Source organism: Terriglobia bacterium (assembly GCA_020073085.1).
In the GTDB taxonomy this organism is placed as follows: Bacteria; Acidobacteriota; Terriglobia; order JAIQFV01; family JAIQFV01; genus JAIQFV01.
The window spans coordinates 534,653-560,083 of the sequence record JAIQFV010000001.1 but is presented as its reverse complement, the minus strand read 5'-3'; the positions used below and the strand labels follow the sequence as shown (position 1 = coordinate 560,083).

Genomic DNA, 25,431 nt, shown 5'->3' with positions numbered 1-25,431 from the left:
TGGTTCGTAGTGGTGTACGCCCTGATTATAAACAAAAACGGAAAGGGAGCAGAAGAGTTTCTTTTTAAAAAATTAAAGAAGGGCGAGATAATTCAGGATTGAACCTTGACTTTGACTTCTACAGGATGAAATGATTTGTTGACTTGATCGGTTTGAGGGGTAACATGACGCGGCAATCACATGAATCTCATTGAATATTTCAGGGGGCAGCGAGAGCAACTGGTCGGAATGATCGGTGAGCTGGTGAAGATGGAGTCCCCCTCGGATGATAAAGCGGCCATTGACCGGCTTGTGGATTGGCTTTCGAGAAAGTTTCGCTCGATTGGGGTGACGTCGAAGGTGCATCACGTCCGAGGATATGGGAACCATCTTCGGCTGGGCGCCGGTCGGGGGAGGAGACAGGTCTTCGTTCTGGGCCACACGGATACGGTTTGGCCAGGGGGAACGTTGAAAATGCTTCCTTTCACCATCGAAGGGAACAGGGCCAGAGGGCCGGGTATTTTTGACATGAAGGCCAGTATTGCGGCCTTCTATTTTGCCTTGAAAGCGATTCGGGATTTAGAGCTCGAAACGCCGCGGCGCATCGTGGCGCTCTTTGATTCTGACGAAGAGGTGGGAAGCCATTCATCGCGAAGCCTCATCCTTTCGGAAGCCAGGAAGAGCGATCATGTCTTGGTGTTGGAGCCGTCGATTTCGCCCCACGGGGGCTTGAAGACAGCGCGCAAGGGTGTCGGGGTCTTCCGGCTGCGGGTCCGGGGGGTGGCGGCTCATGCAGGGATCGCCCACGAAGCCGGCGTGAATGCGATTGAGGAGCTGTCCCGCCAGGTGCTGAGACTTCAGGCCATGACGAACCGCAGGCTCGGCACTTCGGTGAACGTGGGGCTCATTACGGGCGGCACGCGATCGAACGTGGTCCCCGCGGAAGCTGAGATTGAAATCGATGTGCGCGTGAAAACCGCGCGGGAAGGCGAACGCCTTACCCGAAGAATTTATGGTCTGAGGCCCCTCAACCCGGGGGCGAAACTCGAGATCTCCGGAGGCATCAATCGCCCGCCACTGGAGCGCACTGCGAGGATCGCTGCTTTATTTAGACGGGCCGAAGCGATCGGACGGGAGCTCGGACTCAGGCTCTCGGAAGGTGCGACGGGCGGGGGCAGCGACGGCAACTTCACGGCAGCCCTCGGGGTCCCCACCCTGGACGGGCTCGGGGTGATCGGCGACGGCGCACACTCGGTGGATGAGTTCATCCAGCTGGATCGACTCCCGGAGCGCGTCGCCTTGCTCACCCGGCTGTTGACGATGGAGTAAAAGACGTTGGAAATTTACCAGGAGGCAGCATCGTATTCAACGCTACGCTGAAGATCAGAGAACACCGCTCCATTCAACCGGTCTCATGTCCATTCTTATTCTCTCCCGTCATTTGAAACTGCGGATCCGAACGGCGGCCGGCTTTCTTCTGCAGGCCTCTCCGCGTGTGTTCCTTGTACTTTTGACAGGGGCCTGCCTGGTCTTTGGTCCGCTCTCCCTCGCTCAAAAGAAAAAGAAAGGCGCTCTTGAGCCCCAGCAGACCAGCCAACCTCCAATCCGGGTGCAGGTGGATCTGGTTAACCTTCACACGACGGTATTCGACCAGAATGGAAAGATTGTCCCCGGATTGGCGAAGACGGATTTCACCGTCTTTGAAGACAATGTGCAACAGGACATCGCCCTCTTTGGCGTGGAGACCGACACCCCGGTCACCGTCGGAATCCTCATCGACACCAGTGGAAGCATGGCGAACAGCGGCAAGCTGGAAAAGGCCGAAGAGGCCGCACAATTGCTTGCAAAAGCCCTTTCACCCAAGGATGAAATCTTTGTGCTGGGATTTACCGATCAATTCTATCCCCTGGTGGATTTCACCCCCGCCGACACAGACTTCAGCCGGGTTCTCGCCCGGTTGGTCGCTCAGGGTGGCACCTCGGTGGGGGCGGGGGTCGAAGAGGCGATCTTCAAGATGCGGGATGCTTCCAATAAGAAACAGGCGGTTGTCGTGATTTCGGATGGGCTGGATGTTCCCGGGGGCGGGGTAATCGACAAGATCCGCAGTCACGAAGCCCTGGTCTATGCCATTGGGCTCAAGGGGGTGGGCGGGATCATGGGATTGGCCTCCCATCTTCAGGCCCTCAACGTCCACGGCTCCTCTCTCAATGTCTATGCCAACGAGAGTGGAGGCAAGGCGATCTTTGTGAACTCGCTCGACGAGGTGCCGAAGGCATGTCAAGACATTGTCTACGATCTCAAAGGGCAGTATCAAATCGGTTATTATCCCTCCAACCCCGCCCGGGACGGCAAGTACCGGCGCATCAAAGTGCAGGTCCATCGTCCCGAATTCACGGTCCGCTATCGTCGTGGCTATTACGCCCCCCGACGCTGACCATCCAGGGAACGAAGTGAGACCGGGCACGATCCAGTTGACAGCGGTCCGGTCCCGGCGCTAAATTCTTCCGTGCAAAACGATCGAGCGTTCGTTTTTTTAATTCTGCCGGGGTGTTGAAGGGCTGTTTCTCACAGGTTGGGTTGAACGGAGGAGGCTGCCATCATGATAGAGACGGGACTCAGGAACAAGGTCGTGATTGTAACAGGGGGAGCAGCGGGGATCGGGCGGGCGACGGCCCGTCGCTTTGCGCAGGAGGGAAGCCGGGTCGCGGCATGGGATGTGAGCGAGGCGGCTGCCGCAGCCCTGCTGGAAGAGTTGAAATCAGCGGGAGGGGAGGCGTTGTTCCGCCGGGTGGATGTGACCGATGCAACAGGTGTGGACGCCGCAGTTCAAGACGTGGTGGAACGATGGGGTAAGATCGACGTCCTTGTCAACAATGCCGGGATTACCAGTGATGCGCAGATTGTAAAATGGAAGGAGGGGGCGGTGGCTTCGACGATGACCGAGCAGGCCTTCGATGCGGTCATCGCGGTGAACCTCAAGGGGGTCTTTCTTTGCACCCGCGCGGTCATCCCCCATATGATCAAGGCGGGCTCGGGAGTTATTTTGAATGCCTCCTCGGTGGTCGGGTTGTACGGGAACTTCGGCCAGACGAATTATGCGTCGACCAAGGCGGGAGTGATTGCCATGACCCGGACCTGGGCGCGGGAGTTGGGGCGCTACAAGATTCGCGTCAATGCGATCGCCCCCGGATTCATTGCCACGGAAATGGTCAGGGCGATGCCGGAAAAGGTGATCCAGTCGATGGTCTCACACACACCGCTGGGACGAATGGGCGAGCCGAACGACATTGCCGATGCTTACGTCTGGCTCGCTTCGGACGCGGCGACGTACGTCCACGGAGCGATCCTGTCGGTCGATGGCGGAATTGTCTTGGGAACCTAGCAGCCCGTTCTCTTGCCACAACACAAAGGATGATTCTTATGAACCGTTACGGAACGATCGTCTCGACGGGACGCTTTCTGCCCGAAATCGAGGTGAGCAATGATACCCTGCGAAAACAGTTGGCCCATGTGCCCGACTTCGTCGACAAGATGGAATCCGGAACAGGGATTTTGACGCGCTGGCATGCCCCGGAAGGCTGGACCACCTCCGATGTTGCGCTGCCGGCGGCGCGGCAGGCCCTGGAGCGGGCACATCGGAAGCCTGAAGTGGTGGACCTGATTATTCTCGGAACGGACTCGCCGGATTACATCACTCCCTCCACATCCGTTGTTCTCCAGCACAAGCTCGGCGCCGTCAATGCGGGCACTTTCGACGTCGGTTGCGCCTGTGCCTCCTTTCCCACCGGGCTCAACGCGGCGGCCGGTCTGATCGCCGCCAATCCCTCCCTGCGGACTGTTCTCGTCGTCGGTGTTTATCTGATGCACAAGCTGGCGGATCCAAAAGACCCCATGACCTTCTTTTATGGAGATGGCGCCGGCGCCGCCGTGGTTGAGCCCGGTGATCGCCCGGGATTTATCGCCAGTGCGTTTCATGCGGATGGGTCGTATCATAATTACTGGGGCATCTACTCGGGTGGAACCTTCGAGCCGGCCAATGAGGACGCCCTCCGTGCCGGCCGGACACAGGTGCGCATGATCAATCGGTATCCTCCGGAGATCAACGATCAGGGTTGGCCTAAGATCGTTCGTCGTCTGGCGGAGAACGGCGGGTTTGAAATCGAGGACATCGATTTCATTATCTTTACGCAGGTGCGCAAGCCCACCATCGAGCTTGTCATGAAGGATTTGGGGCTGCCGATGGAACGGACGCACATGGTCATGCAGAAATTTGGGTACACCGGCTCCGCGTGCATCGGGATGGCTCTGGATGACGCCCTCGAGCAGGGCAAGATCCACTCGGGGGATTTGCTGGTCCTGGTGGGTTCGGGGGTGGGTTACAATCAGGCGGCCACAGCGATCCGAATGACTTGAATAAACGCACCTCAACAGGATTCGGTGAAAAGAGTCTGAAGTGGTCTATGATTTCCGCTGATATCCTCGGAGAACGGTCTCGTCTCACCCCTGAGAAAACAGCGCTAGTGTATGTTCCGACTCAAGAACGATTCACCTACCGGGAGTTGAATGAGCGATCAATTCGCTGCGGCCGGCTGTTGCTCGAAGGGTGCGGATTGAAAAAGGGGGATCGGGTGGGAATCCTGGCCCACAATCGGGTCGAGTTTCTGGAGGCCTTCTTTGCCGCCGGGAAGACAGGCCTCGTTCTGGTTCCGCTCAACACGCACCTTACGCCTTACGAGCTGGAATTCATCATTCGCGAGAGCGAATTGAGTGCTTTCCTCTTCGGGGGAGATCTCTCAGACACGGTCGATCAACTCCGAAGGAAAGTAATCCTGAAGCATTGGATCTCCCTGGATGAACCGCGGAATGCAGGGGATACAAGTTACAGGAAGGCGACCGAGACCCTGGAGCCTTCTGGTTGGGTTGGACCGCGTTGCGACCCGGAGGACCTTTATTGCCTGCTGTATACCAGCGGCACGACCGGACAACCCAAAGGCGTCATGATTCCGCATCGTATGGTGGCCTGGAATGGCTATAACACCGCAATTTCCTGGCAGCTTCGAGAGGAGGATGTGGCGCCTATTTTCACCCCACTGTATCACGCTGGAGGTCTGGGGGTGTTCCTGGTTCCTCTTTTTGTGATCGGGGGGACCATCGTCCTCCACCGTGGATTCGATGCCTCCGAGGTCTGGCGGACGATCGGAAAGGAGAAATGTACGGTCGTGTTTGGGGTCCCGACCATTTTCAAAATGTTATTGGAAGCCCCCGAGTATTCACACATCGATCTCGCACATGTGCGCTGGTTCATAAGCGGTGGAGCTCCGTTGCCTCGCTACATTATTGACGCATACCAGGAGCGGGGGGTCATCTTCAAGCAAGGTTACGGCCTGACTGAGGTGGGAGTGAATTGCTTTTCGATGACCCTCGAGGAGTCGGTCCGGAAGGCAGGTTCCATTGGTAAGCCGATGATGTTGACTGAGGCAAGACTGGTCGATGGGGAAGGGCGCATCACCCCTGCGGGGGAAGTGGGGGAACTGCTCCTTCGGGGCCCTCACGTGAGCCTGGGGTATTGGAATAATCCCGATGCCACGGCTGCAGCCCTCGACAAGGAAGGGTGGTTCCATACGAGCGATCTGGTGAAGTGTGATGAGGAGGGGTTCTTCTACATCGCCGGCCGCAAGAAGGACATGATCATCAGCGGCGGGGTCAATATCTATCCCGCTGAGATCGAAGGAGAACTGCTTCTCCATCCTGAAATCAAGGATGCCGCGGTGATCGGAGTGCCTGACCCCACCTGGGGAGAGGTCGGCGTGGCCTTCCTGGTCGTTCGCGAGGGATGGGCCGTCTCCAGCGAGGGGTTGTCCCGCTTTCTCGCAACTCGCCTTGCGAAGTACAAAATTCCCAAGGAATTCATCTATACGGAGACGCTTCCTCGTACGCCTTATGGAAAGGTCGTGAAATCAGAACTGCAGGAGCGCTATCTACACGAGAGAAATGGGAAATCGCTGGGCCACTGAAGCCAAAGGATTACTGGAGCCGACGGGTGTGCGGCAAAGCGCATCTAACGATTTTCGAGGATTTGGACTAGAATACGGCTGCGAGGCATTCATTATTGTTTCTGGTCAATAAAACGAGGAGAGTGAGGCATTATGTTAAAACCCATTTACATTGCGGCGTACCATCAATCAAAGTTCGGGAAGCTTATGGGCATGACGGTCCCTGAGATCGTCAGGAATTCTGTCGAGGGGGTGTGCCAGGCGATCGGGGTGGAAGCCTCGAGCTTGGATGTGGGCTCCATAGGCGCGGCCTGTAATTTCTCGCTGAACAAGCAGGGACTCTTGGCCGGGCTGATGGCGAGCGTCCCCGGAATGGAAGGAAAACCGATCGAAGCGGTCGAAAACGCCTGTGCCACCGGTGGTCAGGCGATTCTTTCGGTCATCCAGAAGCTCCAACTGGGACTGGGTGAAGTGGGCGCCGCTGTGGGGTATGAAAAAATGCGCGATGCCGAAGGGAAAATGGATGGCAAGCTCATCGGGGAGGTTCTGGGATACTTTTCGCATCCTGACGAGCGGGAGGGAAAGGTTTTCATTTTTCCTCACATCTTTGCGGAAGTTATGCACTGCTATATGAAGGTTCACCAGGTCAGCGAGGAAGCCCTGGCCCAGATCGCGGTGAATGAGTATGGAAACGCCAGGCACAATCCCTATGCCCAAATGCAGAGAGTCCAGATAACTCTGGATCAGGCCATGAAGATCGAAGGGATCAACCGCTATGTCGTCGAGGGTCTCCCGTTGAAGACCTACGACTGCTCCCAGATTACAGACGGTTATGCGGCCATGATCCTGGCGACTGAAGAAGGACTGAAGAGACTGGGCGTCCCCCGTTCAAGCTGCGTTGAAATCGCCGGATACGCCCAAGCCACGGATCCCCTCAAAAAAGAGGGGCGTGATGTTCTCAAGCCGGCGGGTGCCTTCGCGGCGATGGGAAAAGCCTATGCCATGGCGCGGATCACTCCATCGGATGTGAACGTGGCCGAGATTCATGATTGCTTCACCGTCATGGGCGCCATCGGGACTGAAGTGATCGGCAAGGCCGCCTATGGCAAAGGGGCCCAATACTGGGTCGAAGGCAAAGCGAGGGTGGATGGGGAGTGCGGGATCAACACTTCGGGCGGACTCATCGCCAAGGGTCACCCGGTCGGAGCGACCGGCGTGGCGATGGTCGGTTGGGCTGCGCAACAACTTCTCGGCAAGGTTCCAGCGGAATTGCAGGTGAAGAATGCGAAGGCCGCTGCCACATTCAACATCGGCGGACCCATTTGCGCGTCCGTGTGCACTGTCCTGAAGCCAGCGGCGTGACCTGGAACCGAACAGGCTGGGCGCTGTCCATCCGAGGGTCATGGCGTGCATGGTTCCCCGCCAGGATCTCTCTCGCGAGAGTGGTGATGGCTTGAATTGATCGGACGCGCACCGGCATCCCGGCCCTACAACTCGTTCGCAGCCCAAATTGAGTTCATGCCAGAGAGGCCAGTCGACGATGTTGCCCTCAGACTTCTGGGAATGCTCAATGCTTCGAGGAGTGCAACGGATCGGGTTTGGGTACGGGCTCGTAGACCGTGCAGTCACCACATTTCTCAAGGGTCCAGTCCACCCGCATTTTCGGGTGATCGCAGTGGTGACGCGTATCATGAAAGGGTTCGTCCCGCTTCGGGGCTTCGGCGGCCTTGGAAAAGCGACATGATTTGAGTTTTTTGATCAGCGTGTTCATAGTTTATGTGCCCGCAGTTTTAATCTCTCATATTATAGATCATTTTTGGGCGCGAGACGCGTTGGAATCCACCCCGTGGTCGATGGGCGAGCGGAGACGAAAAGGGGTCATGATCGCGGGTCTATGTGGACGGTTGCGGAGGATAGCACGATGGCATCCATTTATCCCATAGCAGGCTTTCTGCTGGCCGGTGGAAGAAGCTCCCGGATGGGTGAAGACAAGGCCTTGATCGAGGTGAGCGGACAAACCTTGATGGCGCGTTCGGTGGGACTTTTGAAATCGGTGTGCGAAAGCTGCACATTGATAGGGCCGAAGGAGCGGTACGCCAGTCTGGGTCTGGACGTCGAGATCATTGAAGACGCGGTGGAGCCGTGCGGTCCCCTGGGGGGAATTCTCACGGGGCTGCGTCACTCGAAGCACGAGTACGCCCTTTTTCTTGCCTGTGATTTGCCATTCATGACGGAGAGATTTCTCCGCTATCTGGTAGGCGCTGCCATGGTCGAAAAGCCCGACATCGCCGTGCCGGTGGACGGGTCAGGAGAATACCAACCGCTCTGCACGGTGTATTCCCGGGCTTGCCTACCCGCGGTGGAATCCTCGATTGCGGCCAAGCGGTACAAGGTGAGCTCTTTTTATGATTCCCTCGGGAAGTTGCGGGTCATCGGCACGGGTGAAATCAGGCACTTCTCTCCTGATTTCAAGATTTTTACAAACGTAAATACTCCCGAAGAACTGCTGGCTGCAAGAAAAGAAAGTTGAGGCCAAGAGACCGGATAGCCGCGGTTGCATCCTCATGAGTGAAACGGATCAGTCAATGTTGAGGGTTGAGGGCGAGACCCCCTTCATACAGTTCGAGCACGTCTACAAGTCCTTCGACGAAAAGAAGGTCCTGATCGACGTGTCCTTCGACCTGCGCAAAGGGGAGACCCTGGCGATCCTGGGTCGCAGCGGGGTGGGCAAGAGTGTGACCCTGATGCACATGGTGGGATTCATGAAGCCCGACCGGGGCAAGATCAACGTCAAGGGGCAGGACATCGTGGCCATGGATGAGCGGCAGTTGACCTCGTTGCGACGGTGTATCTCGCTGGTGTTCCAGTCGGGAGGCTTATTTGATTCCCTGTCGGTTGCAGAAAACGTAACCTTCGCCGTGAATGAAAAACATCCCCTCAGCGATGAGGAGACGCGACGCGAAGCCATCCGGTTCTTGAAGATGGTGGACCTTGAGGATCTCGTGGACCTTTACCCGAAGGACCTGTCCACCGGCCATAAACGCTGTGTCGCGATCGCCCGGGCCCTGGCAGCGGAGCCGGAGGCCATCCTCTATGACGAGCCGACCACCATGGTCGATCCAATCCAATCGCAGCTCGTCGCTCGGCTGATTCAACGCCTCCATGATCAATACAAATTGACCGCGGTCGTGGTCACGCATGATTTGAAATTGACCCGGCGAGTGGCGGAGCGGGTGGTCCTTCTGGAGGAGGGTCGCGTCCATTTTCTCGGGACACGCGACGAGTTCTTTGCGTCACGCGATCCGCTCGTCCACGAATTCGTGATGCGCGATCACGTGGTGGCGCTCGAGGCCGGTACGTTGTAGAAGACCGAATCTGTAATCATCTCCAAGGAAACACAAGAAGCACCGGGATATCCACCAGAATTGGAGAGGTGGAGTTGCGTTTGTGCTCCCAAGTGGACGCGCTAAGCGCTTGTCAACCGTTCTACCTTTGCCCCCAAAGCGGAAAGTTTCTCCTCAATCTGTTCATAACCGCGGTCAAGATGGTAAATGCGGTCGATCACGGTCTCTCCCTGGGCTGCGAGGGCAGCGAGCACCAGGGAGGCAGAGGCGCGCAGATCGGAGGCGATCACGTTGGCGCCGCTCAAGGGGGTTGGTCCGCGAACGATAGCGCGGCGGCCATCGATGGAAATATCGGCCCCCATCCGGATGAGCTCCAAGGCATGCAGGAAGCGGTTTTCAAAGATCGTTTCCGTGATGATGGAACTGCCTTGAGCCTGCGTCATCAGGGCCATGAACTGGGCCTGCAGATCGGTGGCAAAGCCGGGATACTCATACGTGGTCAGATCCACGGCCCGCACCGAGGTATGATTGCAGTAATGGATGGTGGTGGAATCGGGGATCTCAATGCGTACCCCGGCTTCAATGAGTTTTCCCACCACCGAGGTCAGGTGGGAAGCGTTGCAATTGCGGAGGGTCACGTCGCCTCCCGTGATGGCGGCCGCGATCAGGAAAGTGCCGGCTTCGATGCGATCCGGAATAATCTGGTGGGTGGCCCCGTGGAGGGATTCGACCCCTTCGATGAGGATCGTGTCTGTTCCCGCGCCCTCAATCCGGGCCCCCATCGCGATCAAGAGAGCGGCTAGGTCCACAATTTCAGGCTCGCGCGCCACATTCCGCAAGGTGGTCTTGCCTTTGGCCAGCGTCGCCGCCATCATGATATTTTCGGTCCCGGTGACGGTGATTTTATCGAAATAGATGTCCGCTCCATGCAGGGAGTCGGCCTTGGCCACCACGTAGCCGTGAGAAGTGGAAATTCTGGCTCCGAGCTTCCGCAACGCCTTGATATGCAGATCGATGGGCCGGGCGCCGATGGCACACCCTCCCGGCAAGGAGACCCGGGCATGGCCAAAGCGGGCGACCAGCGGTCCCAGGACGAGCACGGAGGCGCGCATGGTCTTGACGAGGTCGTAGGGGGCTTCCAGGGAGGAGAGTCGTTCAGCGCGGATCGAACAGCGGTGGGCGGCCAGATCTTCGCGGGCGGAGATCTCAGCCCCCATGACTTCGAGGAGCCGCCGGAGCGTTCGAATGTCCCACACGTGAGGCAGATTCTCGAGGCGGACCTCTTCCGGAGTCAGAAGTGCCGCAGCCATGGCTGGAAGCGCGGCGTTCTTCGCCCCACCGATCGTCACCGTCCCCCGAAGAGGAGTGCCACCCCCAATCCGAAGTTGATCCATAGCGGTTTCAATTCCTTTCCCTTTGCGGCGCGATGGTACCACAGCCGGTCGTGGGCAGCCAAGGACCGCCGTCGATAGCCGTCGTCAGACCACGACTGAAGCCCCGGGGAGGGCAGCCACCGGCGGTGTGAGGGAAGAGCCCAGCGGGGAGCGACGCCGTAGCATGGTGCGGCTCCCTCGGCCCTGAGCTGTCCCCGCGCGCGCCGGTTCAGGTCCTGAAGGGCTCTTTGATGTGTCTACAATTCACAAGCTCAGAAAAGACTTGACAAGAAGCGAGAAAATTATTAAAAAACAAACGTTCATTTTTGTTGAGTGCACCTGAAATCGCCGCATCTCATCCTGAGGGTTGATCCCGTCCAGAGGGAAGCACATGCCCAAGCTCCATCCCACGGTCATTGATGCGAATCGAGAAAAAATCGAACAGGTGGCGCTGAGATTGTTCTGCGCGCAGGGTTTTCACGGAACGTCCATGCGCCAGATCGCCCAGCGGTCCCGGGTGTCCCTCGGGAACATTTACAATTATTACCGGACGAAGGATGAACTGTTCACCTCGATCGTCAATCACTACGCGGTCGTGATGAACCGGGAGAGGCAGAAACTGCTCGATTCGGTCGACGATCCTTTCGAGGCAGGCCAGGTGAAGGCCATGGCCCGGAGGATCCGGGATCTGGTGTACCGGCACGGCGATTTCTGGTTGCTGATGTATGTGGACGTGACGGAATTCGGAAACCGGCATTTCAAGAAGTTTTTTCCGGGGTTGACGGACCTCTTCCGGCGGCAGTACGCCCAGGAATTTGCAAAAGGGAGTCGCCGACGAGGAAAGGACCGGGCGGATCCGGCCGTCGTCTTCGCCTCCATGTGGATGCAGTTTTTTAATTATTTCCTGGTGGAGCGACTGTTTCGCGGCTCGCATCACCTGGGAATGAATGACGAGCAGGTGATTGACACATTTTCGGATTTCTACAGGCGGCTTCAGGGCTGTTGACAGGGGATGAGTTTCGAGGTGAGCCGCAGAACCACAGGCTGAGGTCAATTTCAGAAGGGCCGCTCCGCAAAGTGGTCTATTCAGGAGGACGTTATGAGCATAAGAAGAATGATGATTTCCTTGCTGGCTGTGACGCTGGTTCTGGCAGGGCTAGCCGGCTCCTCACTGTGGGCGCAGGCGACCACAGGAACCCTGCGCGGGGTGGTGACCGACGCGACGGGCGCTGTCATCCCGGGTGTGAGCGTCGTCTTGATCTCCGAATCCGGGGAACGTCGTGCTTTGACGACGGATGCGACCGGAAATTATGTGGCGGCTCTGCTCCGCCCGGGATCGTACACCGCCGAATTTTCGCTGAAAGGGTTCACCACCAAGAAGATCGAAGGCGTCAAGGTGGCGGTCACGGAAGTGCGCGACCTCGACGTTCAACTGGAGGTGTCTCAAACTCAGGAAACCGTTACCGTAACGGCGAATGCGGACATCCTGCAGACTTCCACGCCAACCGAAGGCCGCGTCATCGAGGAATCCACCATCCGCCAGTTGCCGCTGCCCACCCGCAATTTCCAACAGTTGTTGACTCTTTCTCCCGGAACGAGCGCTTCGTTGTCGAACAATACCGAGCTCGGCCGAGGCGACTCCAACATCTCAGTGAACGGTCAGCGCAGCACCAGCAATAATGTGGTGGTAAACGGCACGGAGGTCAACAGTCCCGGGACGAACTCGACCCCGAACGTCTCGGTTCCAGCCCCAGATGCCATTCAAGAGTTCATTGTACAGACTTCCATGTACGATGCCTCCCAAGGTCGCAACAGCGGCGGTAATGTCGCTGCAGTCACCAAATCCGGCTCCAATTCATTCCATGGGAATGTGTATGAATTCCTGCGCAACCGGGTGTTGAACGCTAACGATTTCTTCCTCAACGCCAAGGGACGGCCTCGCCCGATTCTAACGCGCAATCAATTTGGCGGCACGCTGGGCGGTCCCATCGTTAAAGACAAGACCTTCTTCTTTTTCTCATACCAGGGAACGCGTGAGCGGAATGGGGCCTCCTTAAACAATAGTTTGACCTTCCCCAACATTCCCTCCGGCCTGACAAATGACCGGAGCGATGCCGCACTTAACGCGCTGACCGCTCAGTTTTCAGCACAGCTGCCCCCTCCAAACCCTGCAATCACACTTAGCCCCATTAGTCGCGCGCTCCTTCAGGCAAAATTGCCCAACGGTCAATTTGCGATCCCAAGTGCGGCTGGACAGGGAGCCACGGCGACGAGTTTGATCAGCACTCCCCTCAGCGGGGTGTCGCGATTCCGTGAAGATCAAATCAACATAAACATCGATCAAGCCCTGACGGCCAACAACAAACTCTCGGGCAAATTCTTTTTTTCGAACACCCCCCAATTTCAGTCCTTGTTCAGTTTTGTGGGCAGCAACCCCCAGCAGTTGCCAGGCTACGGCGGGAATATTGAGTTTCGTAACCGTGTATTTTCGATTGCTGATACGCACATCTTCAGCTCGCAGGTTATCAACGAAGCCCGCTTTGGATTCAGCCGTATCAACGGACCCTCGAGCCCGCAAGAGCCGTTTACCAATTCGCAGTTTGGGATCAACAATCCGCTCGCCGCTCAGTTCCCCGGTTTGGCAACGATCCAGGTGCTGGGCCTATTCTCAGTGGGCTCCACGACATTGGCCGACCAGCGATCGACAACCGAGACCTTTACTTGGTCGGACACCCTGTCTTATACGCGGGGGCGGCATCTCCTCAAGTTCGGAGGGGATGTTCGGCGGTATCATGTGGATTTCTTCTTCAACTTTTTCTCACGAGGCCAGATCAACTTTAATTCGTTCCGCGATTTTCTGGCGGGCAATATTGCCTTCGGGTTGCTAGGCAATGGTGTCCCCGACCGCGGGATGCGGGCGACGGATCTCGCCTGGTTTGTGCAGGACGATTTTCGCGTTTCTGACAGTTTGACAATCAATGCAGGATTCCGCGTGGGCCTCAACGGCGGCATCAGCGAAGTCCGTGGCCGACTGGTCAATTTTGATGTGAATGCGTTTGCCCACAACACATTGCCTTGCACCATTGCCAAGCCCTGCAGTCCGCCGAATGGTTTTGCGACCTTGAAGCCTGGAGACACCCTAAACCCGAACGACTGGAATGCTGCGCCGCGGTTTGGCTTTGCTTGGAAACCCTCAGTTGGCAAGAATTTCGTCCTTCGAGGGGGCTTCGGGGTTTACTTTGACCGTTTCTCCACGCGCATCGCCAACCTCCAGATATTCAATTATCCTTTTGACGTTGTCGGGCTGGGACTGGGATCGTTCGCAAATCCCTTTCCAAATTTGACGACCCTCTCTTTCCCGATTAACCCTGCAACGATTCCTTCGCCGATTCCATTCTCATTTGGCGGAATTCCACTCCCGACCGTTCGAACCCCCATCAGCGGACTCTATGTAGATCCAAATTTCCGCACCCCTTACGTCTATCAGTACAATCTTGGCTTCCAGTGGGAGCCATTGAAGAACTGGCTGGTTGATATTGGATATGTGGGTTCGAAAGGGACAAAGCTCATAAACGTATTCACTTTCAACCAGGGTGCCAGTGAAACGGCCCCGTTCACCGGTTCCGGCTTCTCGAATAACAAAGCCCTGAACGGGTTGCAGAGTGCCGAAACGACTGCGGACGCCCATTATGACTCGTTGCAGGCGAGTGTGATGAAGCGGTTCAGCAGTGGCCTTCAATTCCTTGCTTCTTACACTTATTCCAAGTCGATTGATGATGTATCGGGGGCGGCGACGAACGAACTGATCGGGCTGCCCGGGGATCAGCAGAACCGCAACTCACAGCGTGCTCTCTCCGACTTTGACCGCAGAAACCGCTTCGTTCTCAGCGGGGTGTACGATCTGCCCAAGTTCTATGGCGGGAGTTCACGATTTGCAAAGACGGTAGTCAATGACTGGGAAATCTCTGGAATTGTCACCCTCCAGTCGGGCATCCCATTCTCGGCAGTGTGCGCCTCTGGCTCGGCCCTTTTCAATCGGGCGGATCTTCTCTCCTCAGGATCGGTCGGGTTATCGGGCTCCGTCAACGATCGGCTCAATCGCTTTTTCAACACTTCGGTTTTCTCTCCCACGTGCACAAACACTCCACCGTTTGGGACGTCCGGACGCAACATCATCATCGGTCCTGATCAACGCAACGTCGATTTCAGCCTCATCAAATTCGTGCCGGTCAGCGAGAAAACGAAGCTCGAGTTCCGCACAGAGTTTTTCAATGTCTTCAACACGGTGAACTTCGCGCTCCCCAACAACAATACCCTCGTGCCCGGAACGTTTGGCACGATAACATCTTCCAGCGCAGGGCCCCGGGTTATCCAATTTGCATTGAAATTTTCTTTCTGAGCGAGTTGAGGGGCAGGCTTCTGGCCATTGAGAAAGCCTGTCCCTTTTTTGTTTTGGGGCGTCGAGGGATTTTTACCTTCTTCTGTCGAACCCTTCAATTGGTGACTTCCAGGAAAGGCCGGTCTTGCCAACCATTAAGGGCAACGGCATTGAGATTTATTACGAGGAGCACGGTGCAGGAGAGCCGCTGGTCCTTATTCAGGGCCTGAGCTATGCCACGCCGATGTGGCATTGGCAGGTCGCCGGGCTAAAGGGTTACTTCCGGGTCATTACCTTCGACAATCGTGGATCGGGTCAATCTGCGAAGCCTGACATTCCGTATTCGATGAAAATGTTTGCCGACGATGCGGTGGGCCTGCTGGATGCACTAAAAATACCTCAGACCAGCGTTCTGGGCATCTCCATGGGGGGGATCATCGCGCAGGAAGTGGCGCTGTCCCATCCCGACCGGGTGACGCATCTGATTCTTTGCTCCACCCTTTATGGGGGTGCCACGGCTGCCCAGCCCGATCCGGAGACGCTCGCCTATCTGGCGGAGTATCAGGAAAGCGTGAGCGATGAGATCTCCCGGCTCGAGATCGCTTACGGAACAGCTCCCGGATTTGCCGAGCGGCACCCAGATCGCGTTGCCGCATTGGTGGAGTTCAAGCGACAGTCGCGGCCCCCCCGGTTTGCCTACTTCCGACAGTTGCTTTCCGCCGTAGGATACGTCAGTGAAGATCGGCTGCCTTCCCTGAGAATTCCGACTTTGATTATTGCGGGAAGCGAGGACCGCATCATTTCGCCTGACAATTCCAGGCGTCTCCACCAGATGATTCCAAACTCCCGGTTGAAGGTGTTTGCCAACGCCGGACACCACGTCCCCATCGAATATCCTGAGGAATTCAACCAGGCGGTGATTGAATTTCTGGATTCGACCCCCGTCGCCAGACGACCTGCAAGCTAGCGCTTGGACCCCCGGATTCCTATTCAAAAGACGACCGGAGACAACGGCTCGACGGAGCTCAAGTCCGGTGGCCGGACTCCACTTCCAATTTGTCCAGGGAGTAGAGTTAAGGAACGGATGATTTGCGACCATCGCGCTCACGCCGGTGGACGGTGGGGGGATGAATGCTCGCGGAAATGGACTAGAAGATCTTTGCTCCCACGAACTTCAGATTTTCGTCATAAAAATTGAATCGTGCCAGCGACCCCTCGGCGATTCGTCCGTGGTGGGCCTCGATTCCCATGAGGTGGGCGATGTTCAGAGTGGTGGTCTGGATGGCCTCCCGGAAATTACAGCAATGCCAATCGACAAAATGCTTCACTACCCGATCCTGTGTAAGGGTTGATCCCGCCAGCTGGCCGTCCGGGCCGAGGCAAACGCCGGCTTTGACTTCGATTTCAAATCCCGCCAATTGATAACGTCCATCTGGCATGCCGGTGGCACTGGTGGCATCCGTAATCCCCAGTATCCTCTCATAGGACTTTTGTCGAAAGGCAATTTGGACATTCAGTGGATGGACATGGATCCCGTCGGCAATGACCTCACACGACAGGCGCGGATCAGCCAGGGCGGCCCCCACAATTCCCGGGTCGCGATGATTCCAGGGTCGCATCGCATTGAACAAGTGGACGGCGTGGGTGGCGCCGGCATTGATGGCCCTTTCCGTCTCCTCAAAGGTGGCGTTGCTGTGACCCAAACCGATTTTGAGATCCAACGATCTTGCATAACGTATGAATTCAACCGCTCCCTCGGCCTCCGGAGCGACCGTGAGGAGTTCGATGCGTTCGTCGGAGGCATCGAGCAGGTCGTTGAGAAACTCCTTGGAAGGCGCAGCAATGTGTTGAGCCGGATGGGTCCCCGGTTTGGCCGTACTGATGAAAGGCCCTTCGAGATGGATGCCCAATGGGAGGGCCATCGGTTCCCGATTCTGTCCGGGAAACTCTCCGGCCTCAATCCGCTTAATGGCCTGGCCCAGAAACTCGACCGCCCGGAGGGTCTGGTCCCTCGAGGCGGTTACCGTGGTCGGATAGAATGCCGTCGTGCCGTGGCGGAAGAGGGAAGTCGCAACGGCCGAAAGCGATTCGTCGAAAGAGTGCATCACATCATGTCCCGCACCGCCATGCACATGGATGTCGAGAAAACCCGGCACAACAGTGGTGTCCGGTGCGTCTACGATGCTTGCTTCCGCCGGGATTTCCAGATCCGCTCTGGAGGCCACCCGCTTGACAACCCCCCCCTCGACCAGAATCACGGCCTCCTGGATTTCTTCCCGTGGCGTTGTCACGGACTTTGTTCGAATGGCAGTCAGCATAATTTTTCAGTCGCTCTCGTCAGATAATAATGAGTCCAACTGGGGTCGGGTGCCCGCAGTCACTTCTTTGCAGGCGTGGTTTTCTCAAGCGCCTTCCGCAGGTTTCCCTCTCTTCCGTTCAGGAGGTCTCGGGCCTGGGCAGCGTTGCACTTTCGTGCGAGCATAACGGCTGCGATTTTCAGGTCACCTCGAGCCGAGGCCACCGCTTTGCGAGCCTCTGGCTCACCGGCCCCGGTGATTTCGTGCAAGATCGTCAGACCGCGGTTCAGCAACTTCTCGTTCTTCATGTGGACATTAATCATCAGGTTCGAATAGGCAGCGCCGAGCCGAACCATGGTGGCGGTCGTAAGGATATTACAAATCATTTTTTGGGCTGTGCCCGCTTTCATGCGGGTTGATCCCGTCAGGGCCTCCGGGCCTGTGAGGGCTTCAATGGTGAGGTCGGCGATCTTCTTCATCTCGGAGCGCGGGTTGTTGACCACGGCGATGGTTTTCGCACCCATGGAGTTGGCAAACCGCAACGCCCCACAGGTGTAGGGGGTCCGCCCACTCGCGGCAATTCCCACCACGATATCCCGTGCGGAGACCCCCTTCTTGAGCAGGTCACGGGCCCCTGCATCCGCATCATCCTCGTTCGCCTCAATGGCGCGATAGCAAGCATCAAATCCGCCCGCGATCATCCCCTGGATTTGGTCCGGATCGGTGTTAAAGGTAGGAGCGCATTCAACGGCATCAAGGATTCCAATCCTCCCGCTGGTGCCCGCCCCGATGTAAATCAAACGTCCCCCCTTCGCCACCTGGCTCGAGATTATCTCTACAGCGCGCGTGAGCTGAGCCACAGAGCGCCCCACGGCTTTGGCGACGTTATGATCCTCGCGGTTGATCAGTTCAACAAGCTGTCGCGTCGGCAGAACGTCAAGTTGCCGCGTTCTTGGATTGCGGGCTTCTGTCGTTAGTCGGTTGAAGTCTTTTTTGTTTCTCACGGGTCAATTGAGATCTTTAAAGGCCGGAAGCTCCGAGGTGCCCCTGTAAGAACCCCCGGAATTCCTCTAGAACCTCTTGCCTGGTCCTTCCATCAGGTGTTTCAAGGATGATCCAAACCGAGTCACTCGGCAAGGTTTCCGATGCACTCACTTTCAGCTTCACAATACCAAACACCGGCACCATGGAAATCCGCTCGATATCCGCGAAAGCGATGTCATAAGGCGGGATGTGGGAGGAGAGCACCCGCAAGCCGTTTTCCGTGATGTCGACATGTTTGAGGCGGCTTCCCACGGGCGCCAGGGCTGCGACGACAGCCAAGATCGCCACCAACACGGCGGTCCGGGCAACAGAGTCGGCGATAAGGTTTCCATAGATTATATAGGCTCCCAGCAAAATCAGGAAGAGCGGCGCCGCAATCGATAACACGTGCAAGAGATCGGTCAGCCCCGTTGCTGAGCGGAACAGGCGGACGGGGTTCGGCACAGATTTTTCTGAAGAAATGCTCATTCGATTCAAGCCGCCACCGACCGGCCGGGTCGGTTCTTGGAACCCGATATCGTGCTGCCCCTCCGAACCGCCTCCTTGAGGGCTCATCGAGGGCCCAACAAAGTGAGCCTACTCGAGGACCGTTTTCCAACCTCGGCGGTTGAGGTCCCAATAGATGACATATCCTGCGGCGGCAGCGATCACAAGAAACACCATGCCGGTTCCCGTTTGCCCGAAGATAATCTTTCCGACGCCGAACAGGGTCATATACACGAGGACGCAACCTGAGATCCAGTCGAGGAAATTGAAAAAGGCATCATGACTGGGGATTACGTCGGCGGCCTCAGAGGCGATCGGCCCCCACAAGGCAGCGCTTGGTCGAACGCGTCGATAAAACGAAAGCAAGGTCTCTTTCTTTTCAGAGGCGGTCATCAGCGTCACTGCCAGCCAAACGGTGGTTGAACAAGCGACTGTAATGATAACGATCCAGGCAAAGTCGCGGGGGTTGTCACTGCTCAGTTTAAAGTAGAACTGCAGCATGAGCGACACGAAAAACGAGGTTGCCATCGCCGCGACCTCGCTCCAGGCATTGATGCGCCACCAGAACCAGCGAAGGATGTAAACGCTGCCGGTCCCCGCCCCGATGGCAATCAGAAATTTCCACGCCCCCGAGATCGAGTCCTGGTAGTAAGTGACGACACAGGAAATTACCATAATCAGGATCGTGGTCGCCTGGGAGATCCGGACATAATGCTTCTCGTGTCGTCCTTTTAGCAAGAAGCGTTTGTAGAAGTCATTGACCAGGTACGAGGCGCCCCAGTTGAGTTGTGTTCCAATGGTGGACATATAAGCCGCGGCAAAAGCGGCGATCATCACCCCTCGCAGGGCCACCGGAAATACGTTGGGATCGACGATGGTCTTGATGAACCCGGATTCCTTGTCAACCAGGGTGGGGTAAAGAACCAGCGAGCACAGGGCGGTCAAAATCCACGGCCAAGGCCGCATTGCGTAATGGGCGATGTTGAACCAGAGGGTCGCCAGCAGCGAGTTCTTCTCATCCTTGGCACAAAAAATCCGCTGGGCAATGTAACCTCCGCCCCCCGGTTCTGCGCCGGGATACCATGTCGCCCACCAATTGATGGCGATGTAAACAAAAAAAGTGATCATTGGCATCCACGGAGACCCGACGGTCGGCAGGAACGAGAGAATCGAACCTTGTCCCCCGCTGGTCGCTTCCTTCGCCGCGTCCAGCGCCATCAGCTTCTCCTTCAGCGCGCCCATGCCCCCAACCGCCTTGACAGAGAAATAGGCCAGGATGATGACCATGCCCATCTTCAAGACAAATTGGAAGAGATCCATGACCAGCACGCCCCAAAGCCCTGAGAGCGTCGAAATCATCGCGGTGACCAACATGATCGCAAAGACGAGCATGAGGGCATGAAGCTTGGTGACGCCAAAGATGATCATCAGGATCTTGACCATGGCGAGATTGACCCATCCCATGATGATGCAGTTGATGGGCAGCCCGAGGTAAAGGGATCGAAATCCCCGGAGGAAGGCCGCTGGTTTGCCGCTGTACCGAATCTCTGCAAATTCGACATCTGTGAGCACGCCGGCCCGGCGCCACAGCCGGGCATAAAAAAACACCGTCAGCATGCCACTCATCAGCATGCTCCACCACAGCCAATTCCCTGCGATTCCGTAGCTGGCCACCATCCCGGTGACCGCCAGGGGAGTATCCGCGGCGAACGTGGTGGCCACCATGGAGGTCCCTGCCAGCCACCAGGACACATTGCGGCCACTGATGAAGAAGTCTTCGGTCGAACCCGTCGCACGCTTGCGGTAATAGAGGCCGATGAGAATATTGAATAAAAAATAGGCCGCGATGGCGAGCCAGTCAATCCATGTGAGTTGCAAGCGAAGTCTCCAATAAATTCAGATTTGGGAGCAAGGCCCTTCTGAGTCCACCTCAACCATTTCCCGTGAGTCGCTCCCTGAAGTGTCGAGATGGCCCTCCTTGGCTTTGGTCTGAGACAAGAGCGACCAGGAGGTGGGGCGACGAAAGGGGCTAGAACATCCTTCTGCCTTGAAAATTTGCCCTCGCGAGCATGAGGGCTCCCTCCACGGCTGACTTCCTGGGAAAACAGACATTGGCGCGAGGGGCGAACCGGTGAACATACCACGCGAAGGAATCTCGAACCTGCCGGCTGGATTGAAACACTCCGCCCGTCGTTCCGCAAATGAAATCCTGGTTGTATAAGTCCAGTTTGCGCACGACGGCCTCTGCGGTGGAAGAAAGATCATGCCCTGCCCGTTCCAGAAGCTTGTTGGCAATGATGTCACCGCCATCAGCGACGGACTGGACAAGAGGGAACAAGGAAGCGATTTTGCCGGCGGTCGTGTAATCCCGGTGGATCGCAATCAACAGATTGTCCACATTTTCGGCATGAAGGGTGTCGAGGAAGGCTTGCGTCAGACGGGTTGGAGGTTCCAGCCCATCGTGAGCCCGAAAGACTTCGTTGAAGGCATTCCGGACGATGTCATAGCCACTTCCGAAGTCATCGACGATATGCCCCCAACCACCGGCACGGGCGCGTTGACGCTGAGCGTTCATGCCATAAGCGATGGAACCGGTGCCGGAAATGACCACCATTCCCGGTTCCCCCTCCGTGGCCCCCATCAGTGCCGTCGTCGCGTCGCCCACCACCGAGATCCTGTCGATGGGGACAATCCGGTACAGGATATCGGTGATCTGCTTCTGGATGGTAGGGCGATCGACCCCAGCCAAACCGGCACAGATGGAGACGACCTCGGCCCGGCTGGCATGGGCTTTCGCTAAGGAACCTTCAATCACGTTTTCGAGCGCCGCAGCAGAGGCGGCGAAGTCAACCTTGAAGACGTTCGACGGCCCGGCTTCAAACGTGCCGATAATTTCCCCTCCCTCGGTGGCGGCTGCCGCTTCTGTCTTGGTCCCGCCTCCGTCAATTCCGATGAGTATCTTCATAGGATCACTTCTGCCGATTGGTGGCTTCCGGGTTCGGGGATTTGCAGTCCTCCGATCTCATGGGAGACCGTTGCGATACAATCGGCTTGGTTTTCGAACAAGTTGTTTCACGGGTTGAGGCCCCACCTGAACTTTATCAGACTGTTCGGGTGATCTTGCTAAGCGATCGAGGGGTGTCCGGACTCAGCCCTTTCGTTTCCGCAAGTAAAGCTGCGAAGATTTGGCCGGGAACAATGTAAGGGATTGGAGAATAGAGATCATCGATCCGGTCTCGCATTTTCAATGCGCGCGTAGCGAACTTAAGGATCTGGGCCTCGCTGGAAATCACAACGGTCTCGGCCTTTAATTGCATCAGTCGACGCGTGAGCCTGAGCATGTCGCGAAAAGCTTTTCCGGGCGCAGCAAAGAGAATGACGGGGAACCCTCCTTCCACCATGGCGATCGGGCCATGGAGGAAATCTGCTGATGAAAAACGCTCCGCCATAACATAGCAGGTTTCCATCAGCTTAATCGCCAGCTCAAAGGCATTGGCATAATTCAGGCCGCGGCCGACCACAGCACACTGACGCATGAAACGATATCGCTCCACAATCTCGCGGATGCTCGCTTTTAATAAGAGGGATCGTGCGGTCCATCCGGGGATGCGCGTCAGGGATTTGCTCCACCCATCGGGAAATCCTCGAAGACAAGCCGCCAAAAGGTAAAGCACCATGAGCTGGGCGGTATAAGTCTTAGTCGCGGCCACACTTCTTTCCTGGCCAGCCCGTGTGACAAAAATCTCGTCCACAAGGGAGGCCAGGGTGGACCGGGAATCATTGGTGATCCCGACGGTCATGGCGCCGCACTCTTTGGCGTGCTGAATCGTAAGGTTAATGTCGGTAGATTCTCCGGACTGAGAGATTCCAATCGCAAGCGTATTGGAAAGGCGTAGTCTGGCCCGATACAACGTGTGGACCGAAGGCGCCGCCAGTGACACGGGGATCCCAGTCGTAATTTCCAGGAGGTACCGGCCAAATTGGGCGGCGTTATCGGAGGTTCCTCGAGCCACCAGCACAATCAAGGAAGGACTCCGCCGCGCGAGAACTCGGCTCAACTGCTCGGCATGTTTCCATTCTGCATTCAGAGTGCGCTCGAGGACGCCGGGTTGCTCATCGATTTCCTGAAGCATCAAAGACATTAAGGCGGTTGCTCCTCAGTCAGGCGAGTCTGCCGTGGCGGAAAGGCCAGGCGCATCTGAGTTGCGTGGATTCAGCAAACCCCAGGAGTGGGAGAATTGTAGCACAAAATAACCGTGAAGAGGTTGGAGGCCGGACAATCGAGTAACGACAAGGAGACCGCCTCCCTGAAGGGTCCAGCCTTAAAACCCTGTCAGGCGGGCCGGAAGGAGAAATGATCAAGGATGCCGTCGATGGCGGAAGGCCTCTACCTTCTGGGCTTGAATGCGTCGTTCAACCCTTCCCCAAATAGGTTGAAGGCCAACACGACCAAAAAGATGGCAGCACCGGGCGCAAGAATCCACGGTCGTTCCGTGAGGGCGGTGATATCCAGGGCTGAGGCCAGCATGTTGCCCCAGCTTGGATTGGGTTCTTGAATTCCCAATCCCAGGAACGATAGGGCAATTTCGCCCAAAATGTAATATGGAATGCTTAACAACGCTTGAGTCAGCAGAAAAGGAGCAGTGTTGGGGAGGATATGCCGGGTAAGGACCCGTGCTCTTGAAGCACCCACTGCCCGGGCTGCCTCGACAAAATCGTTTTCTCGTAACGAAAGAACCATTCCGCGGATGACGCGGGCAATCGAACCCCAGTTCACCAGGGAGAGAATGCTGATGATTAGAAAAAAGCTCGCTGTTGGGGAAAGTTGTTTGGGAAATACGGATCGCAGGGTCAGGAGCAGATAAAGGCCGGGCAGCGCCATGAACAGCTCCGAACCGCGCATGGTCATCTGGTCAATCCAACCTCCCACGAACCCCGAGATTCCCCCCAGCAACATCCCCACGAAGAAAGAGATGGCAACCCCGAGGAAACCGACGAGAAGCGAGATCCGTGCCCCAAAGACCAGGCGTGAGAAGATATCACGTCCGAATTCGTCGCTTCCAAGAAGGAAAATCGGCTTTCCCTCCTGAGAGCCGAAGAGGTGCCGCCGCGATGGAAGAAATCCAAGCCATCGGTATGAATCCGCGGCGACAAACAAACGGATTGACGGAGGAGCACCGTCGGCCCGCGCGCTGTCCGAGAAGGGCGCCGAGTTGAATGACGTCCGATACTGATTGGAAGGGGGATAGGGCGCCACAAAGTCGGCACCCAAGGCGACCAGGATGAAGAGAAGGAGAAGGGCGGATCCCCAGAGCATTTTTTGATTCCAAAGGAGGGTTCTCTTCATATCAGGAGGTTCCGCTCCCATAACAAGTGCCTCGTTCCAAGGGTCTTGAATGAATGCCCTGCCGTCACTTCGGTCACCTCACCGTGGAACAATACTACATAGAGCTGACTTTTATCCTTGGATCATTCCACGCCATCAAAAAGTCAGCCAACAAATTTCCCCCAATCAACATCAGTGAAGCCAATGTAAGAGAACCCATCACAAGGTATAAATCGCGACTGAGAAGGGCCTCGTAGGTCAGTCGACCCAAGCCGGGCCAGGACATAATGATCTCCACAAGGAAGGCCCCATTTAGCAGGTTTGCGACTGAAAACCCAAAAAGCGATATGAGGGGGTTCAGTGCATTGCGCATGGCATGACGCAATAGAATGTGAAGAGGCCCCAGTCCTTTGGCACGTGCTGTCATGATGAACGGATCGTCCAATACGGCGGAGAGGTTGCTGCGAGTCTGTCGAAAATAGACAATGGCCGGATTGACCGCCAGGACCATGGCCGGCAGAACAAGGTGATGAAGCAGATCCCGGCCATGGGCGAACCAACCCAGTTCTGCGGCATCCAGCCGCTCGCGGCCTCCGATGGGGAACCAACCCGTCTTTGCTGCGAACAGAACAGCGAAGAGGGCGAGGAGGATCGTGGGCAGCGACACACCGACCGAGGAGACCAGATGGACGGCCCGATCTATCCACGAGTTTCTTTTAACAGCACAGAGAATCCCCAACGGCAATGCCGCAATCAACGCGAGGAAAAGCGCAGTGACGGAAAGTAAAAGCGTGTTGGCGACATACGATCCGATGATCTCGGTGACCGGCTGCTGATAGGCAAACGAGTACCCGAAATTTCCCCGGGAGATTTGCGCAATCCATTTGAAGTATTGTACGTACCAGGGGAGATTCAACCCGAATTTTGTACGTGCGGTCTCAATTGTGGCGGGATCAATCTGGGGATTCAACTGCATCGAAGAAAGAAAATCGCCCTGGGCCGTGTGCATCAACAGAAATGAAAGAAGGGTGACTCCGAACAGGAGGGGGATAGAGGCAAGGATCCGGGGAGCGAGTCGACGGAGCATGCTGCGATTATATCGGGCGTCTGGAGAATTATGAACGGAAAACAAGAGCGGATCAAAAAAAGCCTGCGCGGAGGAGGAGACGCGCAGGCTAAAGTTGTTGCATTGAATGGAAGAGCTAAATTTA

The 25,431-nt window shown here is 56.6% G+C and carries 21 protein-coding genes; 11 read left to right on the top strand and 10 right to left on the bottom strand.

Features of this window, described 5'->3' with window-relative positions; genetic code table 11:
- Positions 1 to 180 precede the first annotated feature (180 nt).
- From LAO21_02185 to LAO21_02160, 6 genes are all read left to right on the top strand, one after another.
- Positions 181 to 1,308: a M20 family metallopeptidase gene (locus tag LAO21_02185; GenBank protein ID MBZ5551501.1), complete on the top strand. Its 1,128-nt coding sequence runs from the start codon at positions 181 to 183 to the stop codon at positions 1,306 to 1,308.
- 85 nt (positions 1,309 to 1,393) lie between these two features.
- Positions 1,394 to 2,413 carry a VWA domain-containing protein gene (locus LAO21_02180; protein MBZ5551500.1) on the top strand — a complete coding sequence of 340 codons (1,020 nt, stop codon included), beginning with the start codon at positions 1,394 to 1,396 and terminating at the stop codon, positions 2,411 to 2,413.
- Between the two features lie 165 nt (positions 2,414 to 2,578).
- On the top strand, positions 2,579 to 3,361 hold the full coding sequence (gene fabG, locus LAO21_02175; GenBank protein ID MBZ5551499.1) for a 3-oxoacyl-ACP reductase FabG: 783 nt from the start codon (positions 2,579 to 2,581) through the stop codon (positions 3,359 to 3,361).
- Positions 3,362 to 3,399: 38 nt separating this feature from the next.
- Positions 3,400 to 4,392, top strand: coding sequence for a ketoacyl-ACP synthase III (locus tag LAO21_02170; protein MBZ5551498.1), 993 nt, complete (start codon positions 3,400 to 3,402; stop codon positions 4,390 to 4,392).
- A gap of 47 nt (positions 4,393 to 4,439) precedes the next feature.
- Positions 4,440 to 5,993 carry a long-chain fatty acid--CoA ligase gene (locus tag LAO21_02165; protein MBZ5551497.1) on the top strand — a complete coding sequence of 518 codons (1,554 nt, stop codon included), beginning with the start codon at positions 4,440 to 4,442 and terminating at the stop codon, positions 5,991 to 5,993.
- Positions 5,994 to 6,125: 132 nt separating this feature from the next.
- Positions 6,126 to 7,334: a thiolase family protein gene (locus tag LAO21_02160; GenBank protein MBZ5551496.1), complete on the top strand. Its 1,209-nt coding sequence runs from the start codon at positions 6,126 to 6,128 to the stop codon at positions 7,332 to 7,334.
- A gap of 205 nt (positions 7,335 to 7,539) precedes the next feature.
- Here the strand turns inward: LAO21_02160 and LAO21_02155 are convergent, their stop codons facing one another.
- Positions 7,540 to 7,743, bottom strand: coding sequence for a hypothetical protein (locus LAO21_02155; protein ID MBZ5551495.1), 204 nt, complete (start codon positions 7,741 to 7,743; stop codon positions 7,540 to 7,542).
- 150 nt (positions 7,744 to 7,893) lie between these two features.
- On the opposite strand from LAO21_02155, the gene LAO21_02150 reads away from it, so the two are divergent.
- Positions 7,894 to 8,502, top strand: coding sequence for a molybdenum cofactor guanylyltransferase (locus tag LAO21_02150; protein MBZ5551494.1), 609 nt, complete (start codon positions 7,894 to 7,896; stop codon positions 8,500 to 8,502).
- A gap of 34 nt (positions 8,503 to 8,536) precedes the next feature.
- Positions 8,537 to 9,337 (top strand): ATP-binding cassette domain-containing protein, encoded by an 801-nt coding sequence (locus tag LAO21_02145; GenBank protein MBZ5551493.1) that lies wholly within the window; start codon positions 8,537 to 8,539, stop codon positions 9,335 to 9,337.
- A 101-nt stretch (positions 9,338 to 9,438) separates the two neighbouring features.
- Here the strand turns inward: LAO21_02145 and murA are convergent, their stop codons facing one another.
- On the bottom strand, positions 9,439 to 10,710 hold the full coding sequence (murA, locus tag LAO21_02140) for a UDP-N-acetylglucosamine 1-carboxyvinyltransferase (GenBank protein MBZ5551492.1): 1,272 nt from the start codon (positions 10,708 to 10,710) through the stop codon (positions 9,439 to 9,441).
- 370 nt (positions 10,711 to 11,080) lie between these two features.
- On the opposite strand from murA, the gene LAO21_02135 reads away from it, so the two are divergent.
- From LAO21_02135 to LAO21_02125, 3 genes are all read left to right on the top strand, one after another.
- Positions 11,081 to 11,695 (top strand): TetR/AcrR family transcriptional regulator, encoded by a 615-nt coding sequence (locus LAO21_02135; protein ID MBZ5551491.1) that lies wholly within the window; start codon positions 11,081 to 11,083, stop codon positions 11,693 to 11,695.
- A gap of 93 nt (positions 11,696 to 11,788) precedes the next feature.
- Positions 11,789 to 15,088 carry a carboxypeptidase regulatory-like domain-containing protein gene (locus LAO21_02130; protein MBZ5551490.1) on the top strand — a complete coding sequence of 1,100 codons (3,300 nt, stop codon included), beginning with the start codon at positions 11,789 to 11,791 and terminating at the stop codon, positions 15,086 to 15,088.
- A gap of 124 nt (positions 15,089 to 15,212) precedes the next feature.
- Positions 15,213 to 16,034 carry an alpha/beta hydrolase gene (locus LAO21_02125; protein ID MBZ5551489.1) on the top strand — a complete coding sequence of 274 codons (822 nt, stop codon included), beginning with the start codon at positions 15,213 to 15,215 and terminating at the stop codon, positions 16,032 to 16,034.
- 181 nt (positions 16,035 to 16,215) lie between these two features.
- Here the strand turns inward: LAO21_02125 and nagA are convergent, their stop codons facing one another.
- From nagA to LAO21_02085, 8 genes are all read right to left on the bottom strand, one after another.
- Positions 16,216 to 17,385: an N-acetylglucosamine-6-phosphate deacetylase gene (nagA, locus tag LAO21_02120; protein MBZ5551488.1), complete on the bottom strand. Its 1,170-nt coding sequence runs from the start codon at positions 17,383 to 17,385 to the stop codon at positions 16,216 to 16,218.
- Between the two features lie 59 nt (positions 17,386 to 17,444).
- Positions 17,445 to 18,368 (bottom strand): N-acetylmuramic acid 6-phosphate etherase, encoded by a 924-nt coding sequence (gene murQ, locus LAO21_02115; protein ID MBZ5551487.1) that lies wholly within the window; start codon positions 18,366 to 18,368, stop codon positions 17,445 to 17,447.
- Between the two features lie 16 nt (positions 18,369 to 18,384).
- Entirely contained in the window at positions 18,385 to 18,876 is a 492-nt protein-coding gene (locus LAO21_02110; GenBank protein ID MBZ5551486.1) for a hypothetical protein, read from the bottom strand.
- Between the two features lie 108 nt (positions 18,877 to 18,984).
- Complete coding sequence (locus LAO21_02105; GenBank protein ID MBZ5551485.1) at positions 18,985 to 20,772, bottom strand: Na+:solute symporter; 1,788 nt, start codon at positions 20,770 to 20,772, stop codon at positions 18,985 to 18,987.
- A 151-nt stretch (positions 20,773 to 20,923) separates the two neighbouring features.
- A complete protein-coding gene (locus LAO21_02100; GenBank protein ID MBZ5551484.1) occupies positions 20,924 to 21,859 on the bottom strand; it encodes a hypothetical protein in 936 nt (311 codons plus the stop codon).
- Positions 21,860 to 21,995: 136 nt separating this feature from the next.
- Positions 21,996 to 23,036, bottom strand: coding sequence for an SIS domain-containing protein (locus LAO21_02095; protein ID MBZ5551483.1), 1,041 nt, complete (start codon positions 23,034 to 23,036; stop codon positions 21,996 to 21,998).
- A 245-nt stretch (positions 23,037 to 23,281) separates the two neighbouring features.
- Complete coding sequence (locus LAO21_02090; GenBank protein ID MBZ5551482.1) at positions 23,282 to 24,241, bottom strand: ABC transporter permease; 960 nt, start codon at positions 24,239 to 24,241, stop codon at positions 23,282 to 23,284.
- Between the two features lie 94 nt (positions 24,242 to 24,335).
- Entirely contained in the window at positions 24,336 to 25,307 is a 972-nt protein-coding gene (locus LAO21_02085; GenBank protein MBZ5551481.1) for an ABC transporter permease, read from the bottom strand.
- Between the last annotated feature and the right edge of the window lie 124 nt (positions 25,308 to 25,431).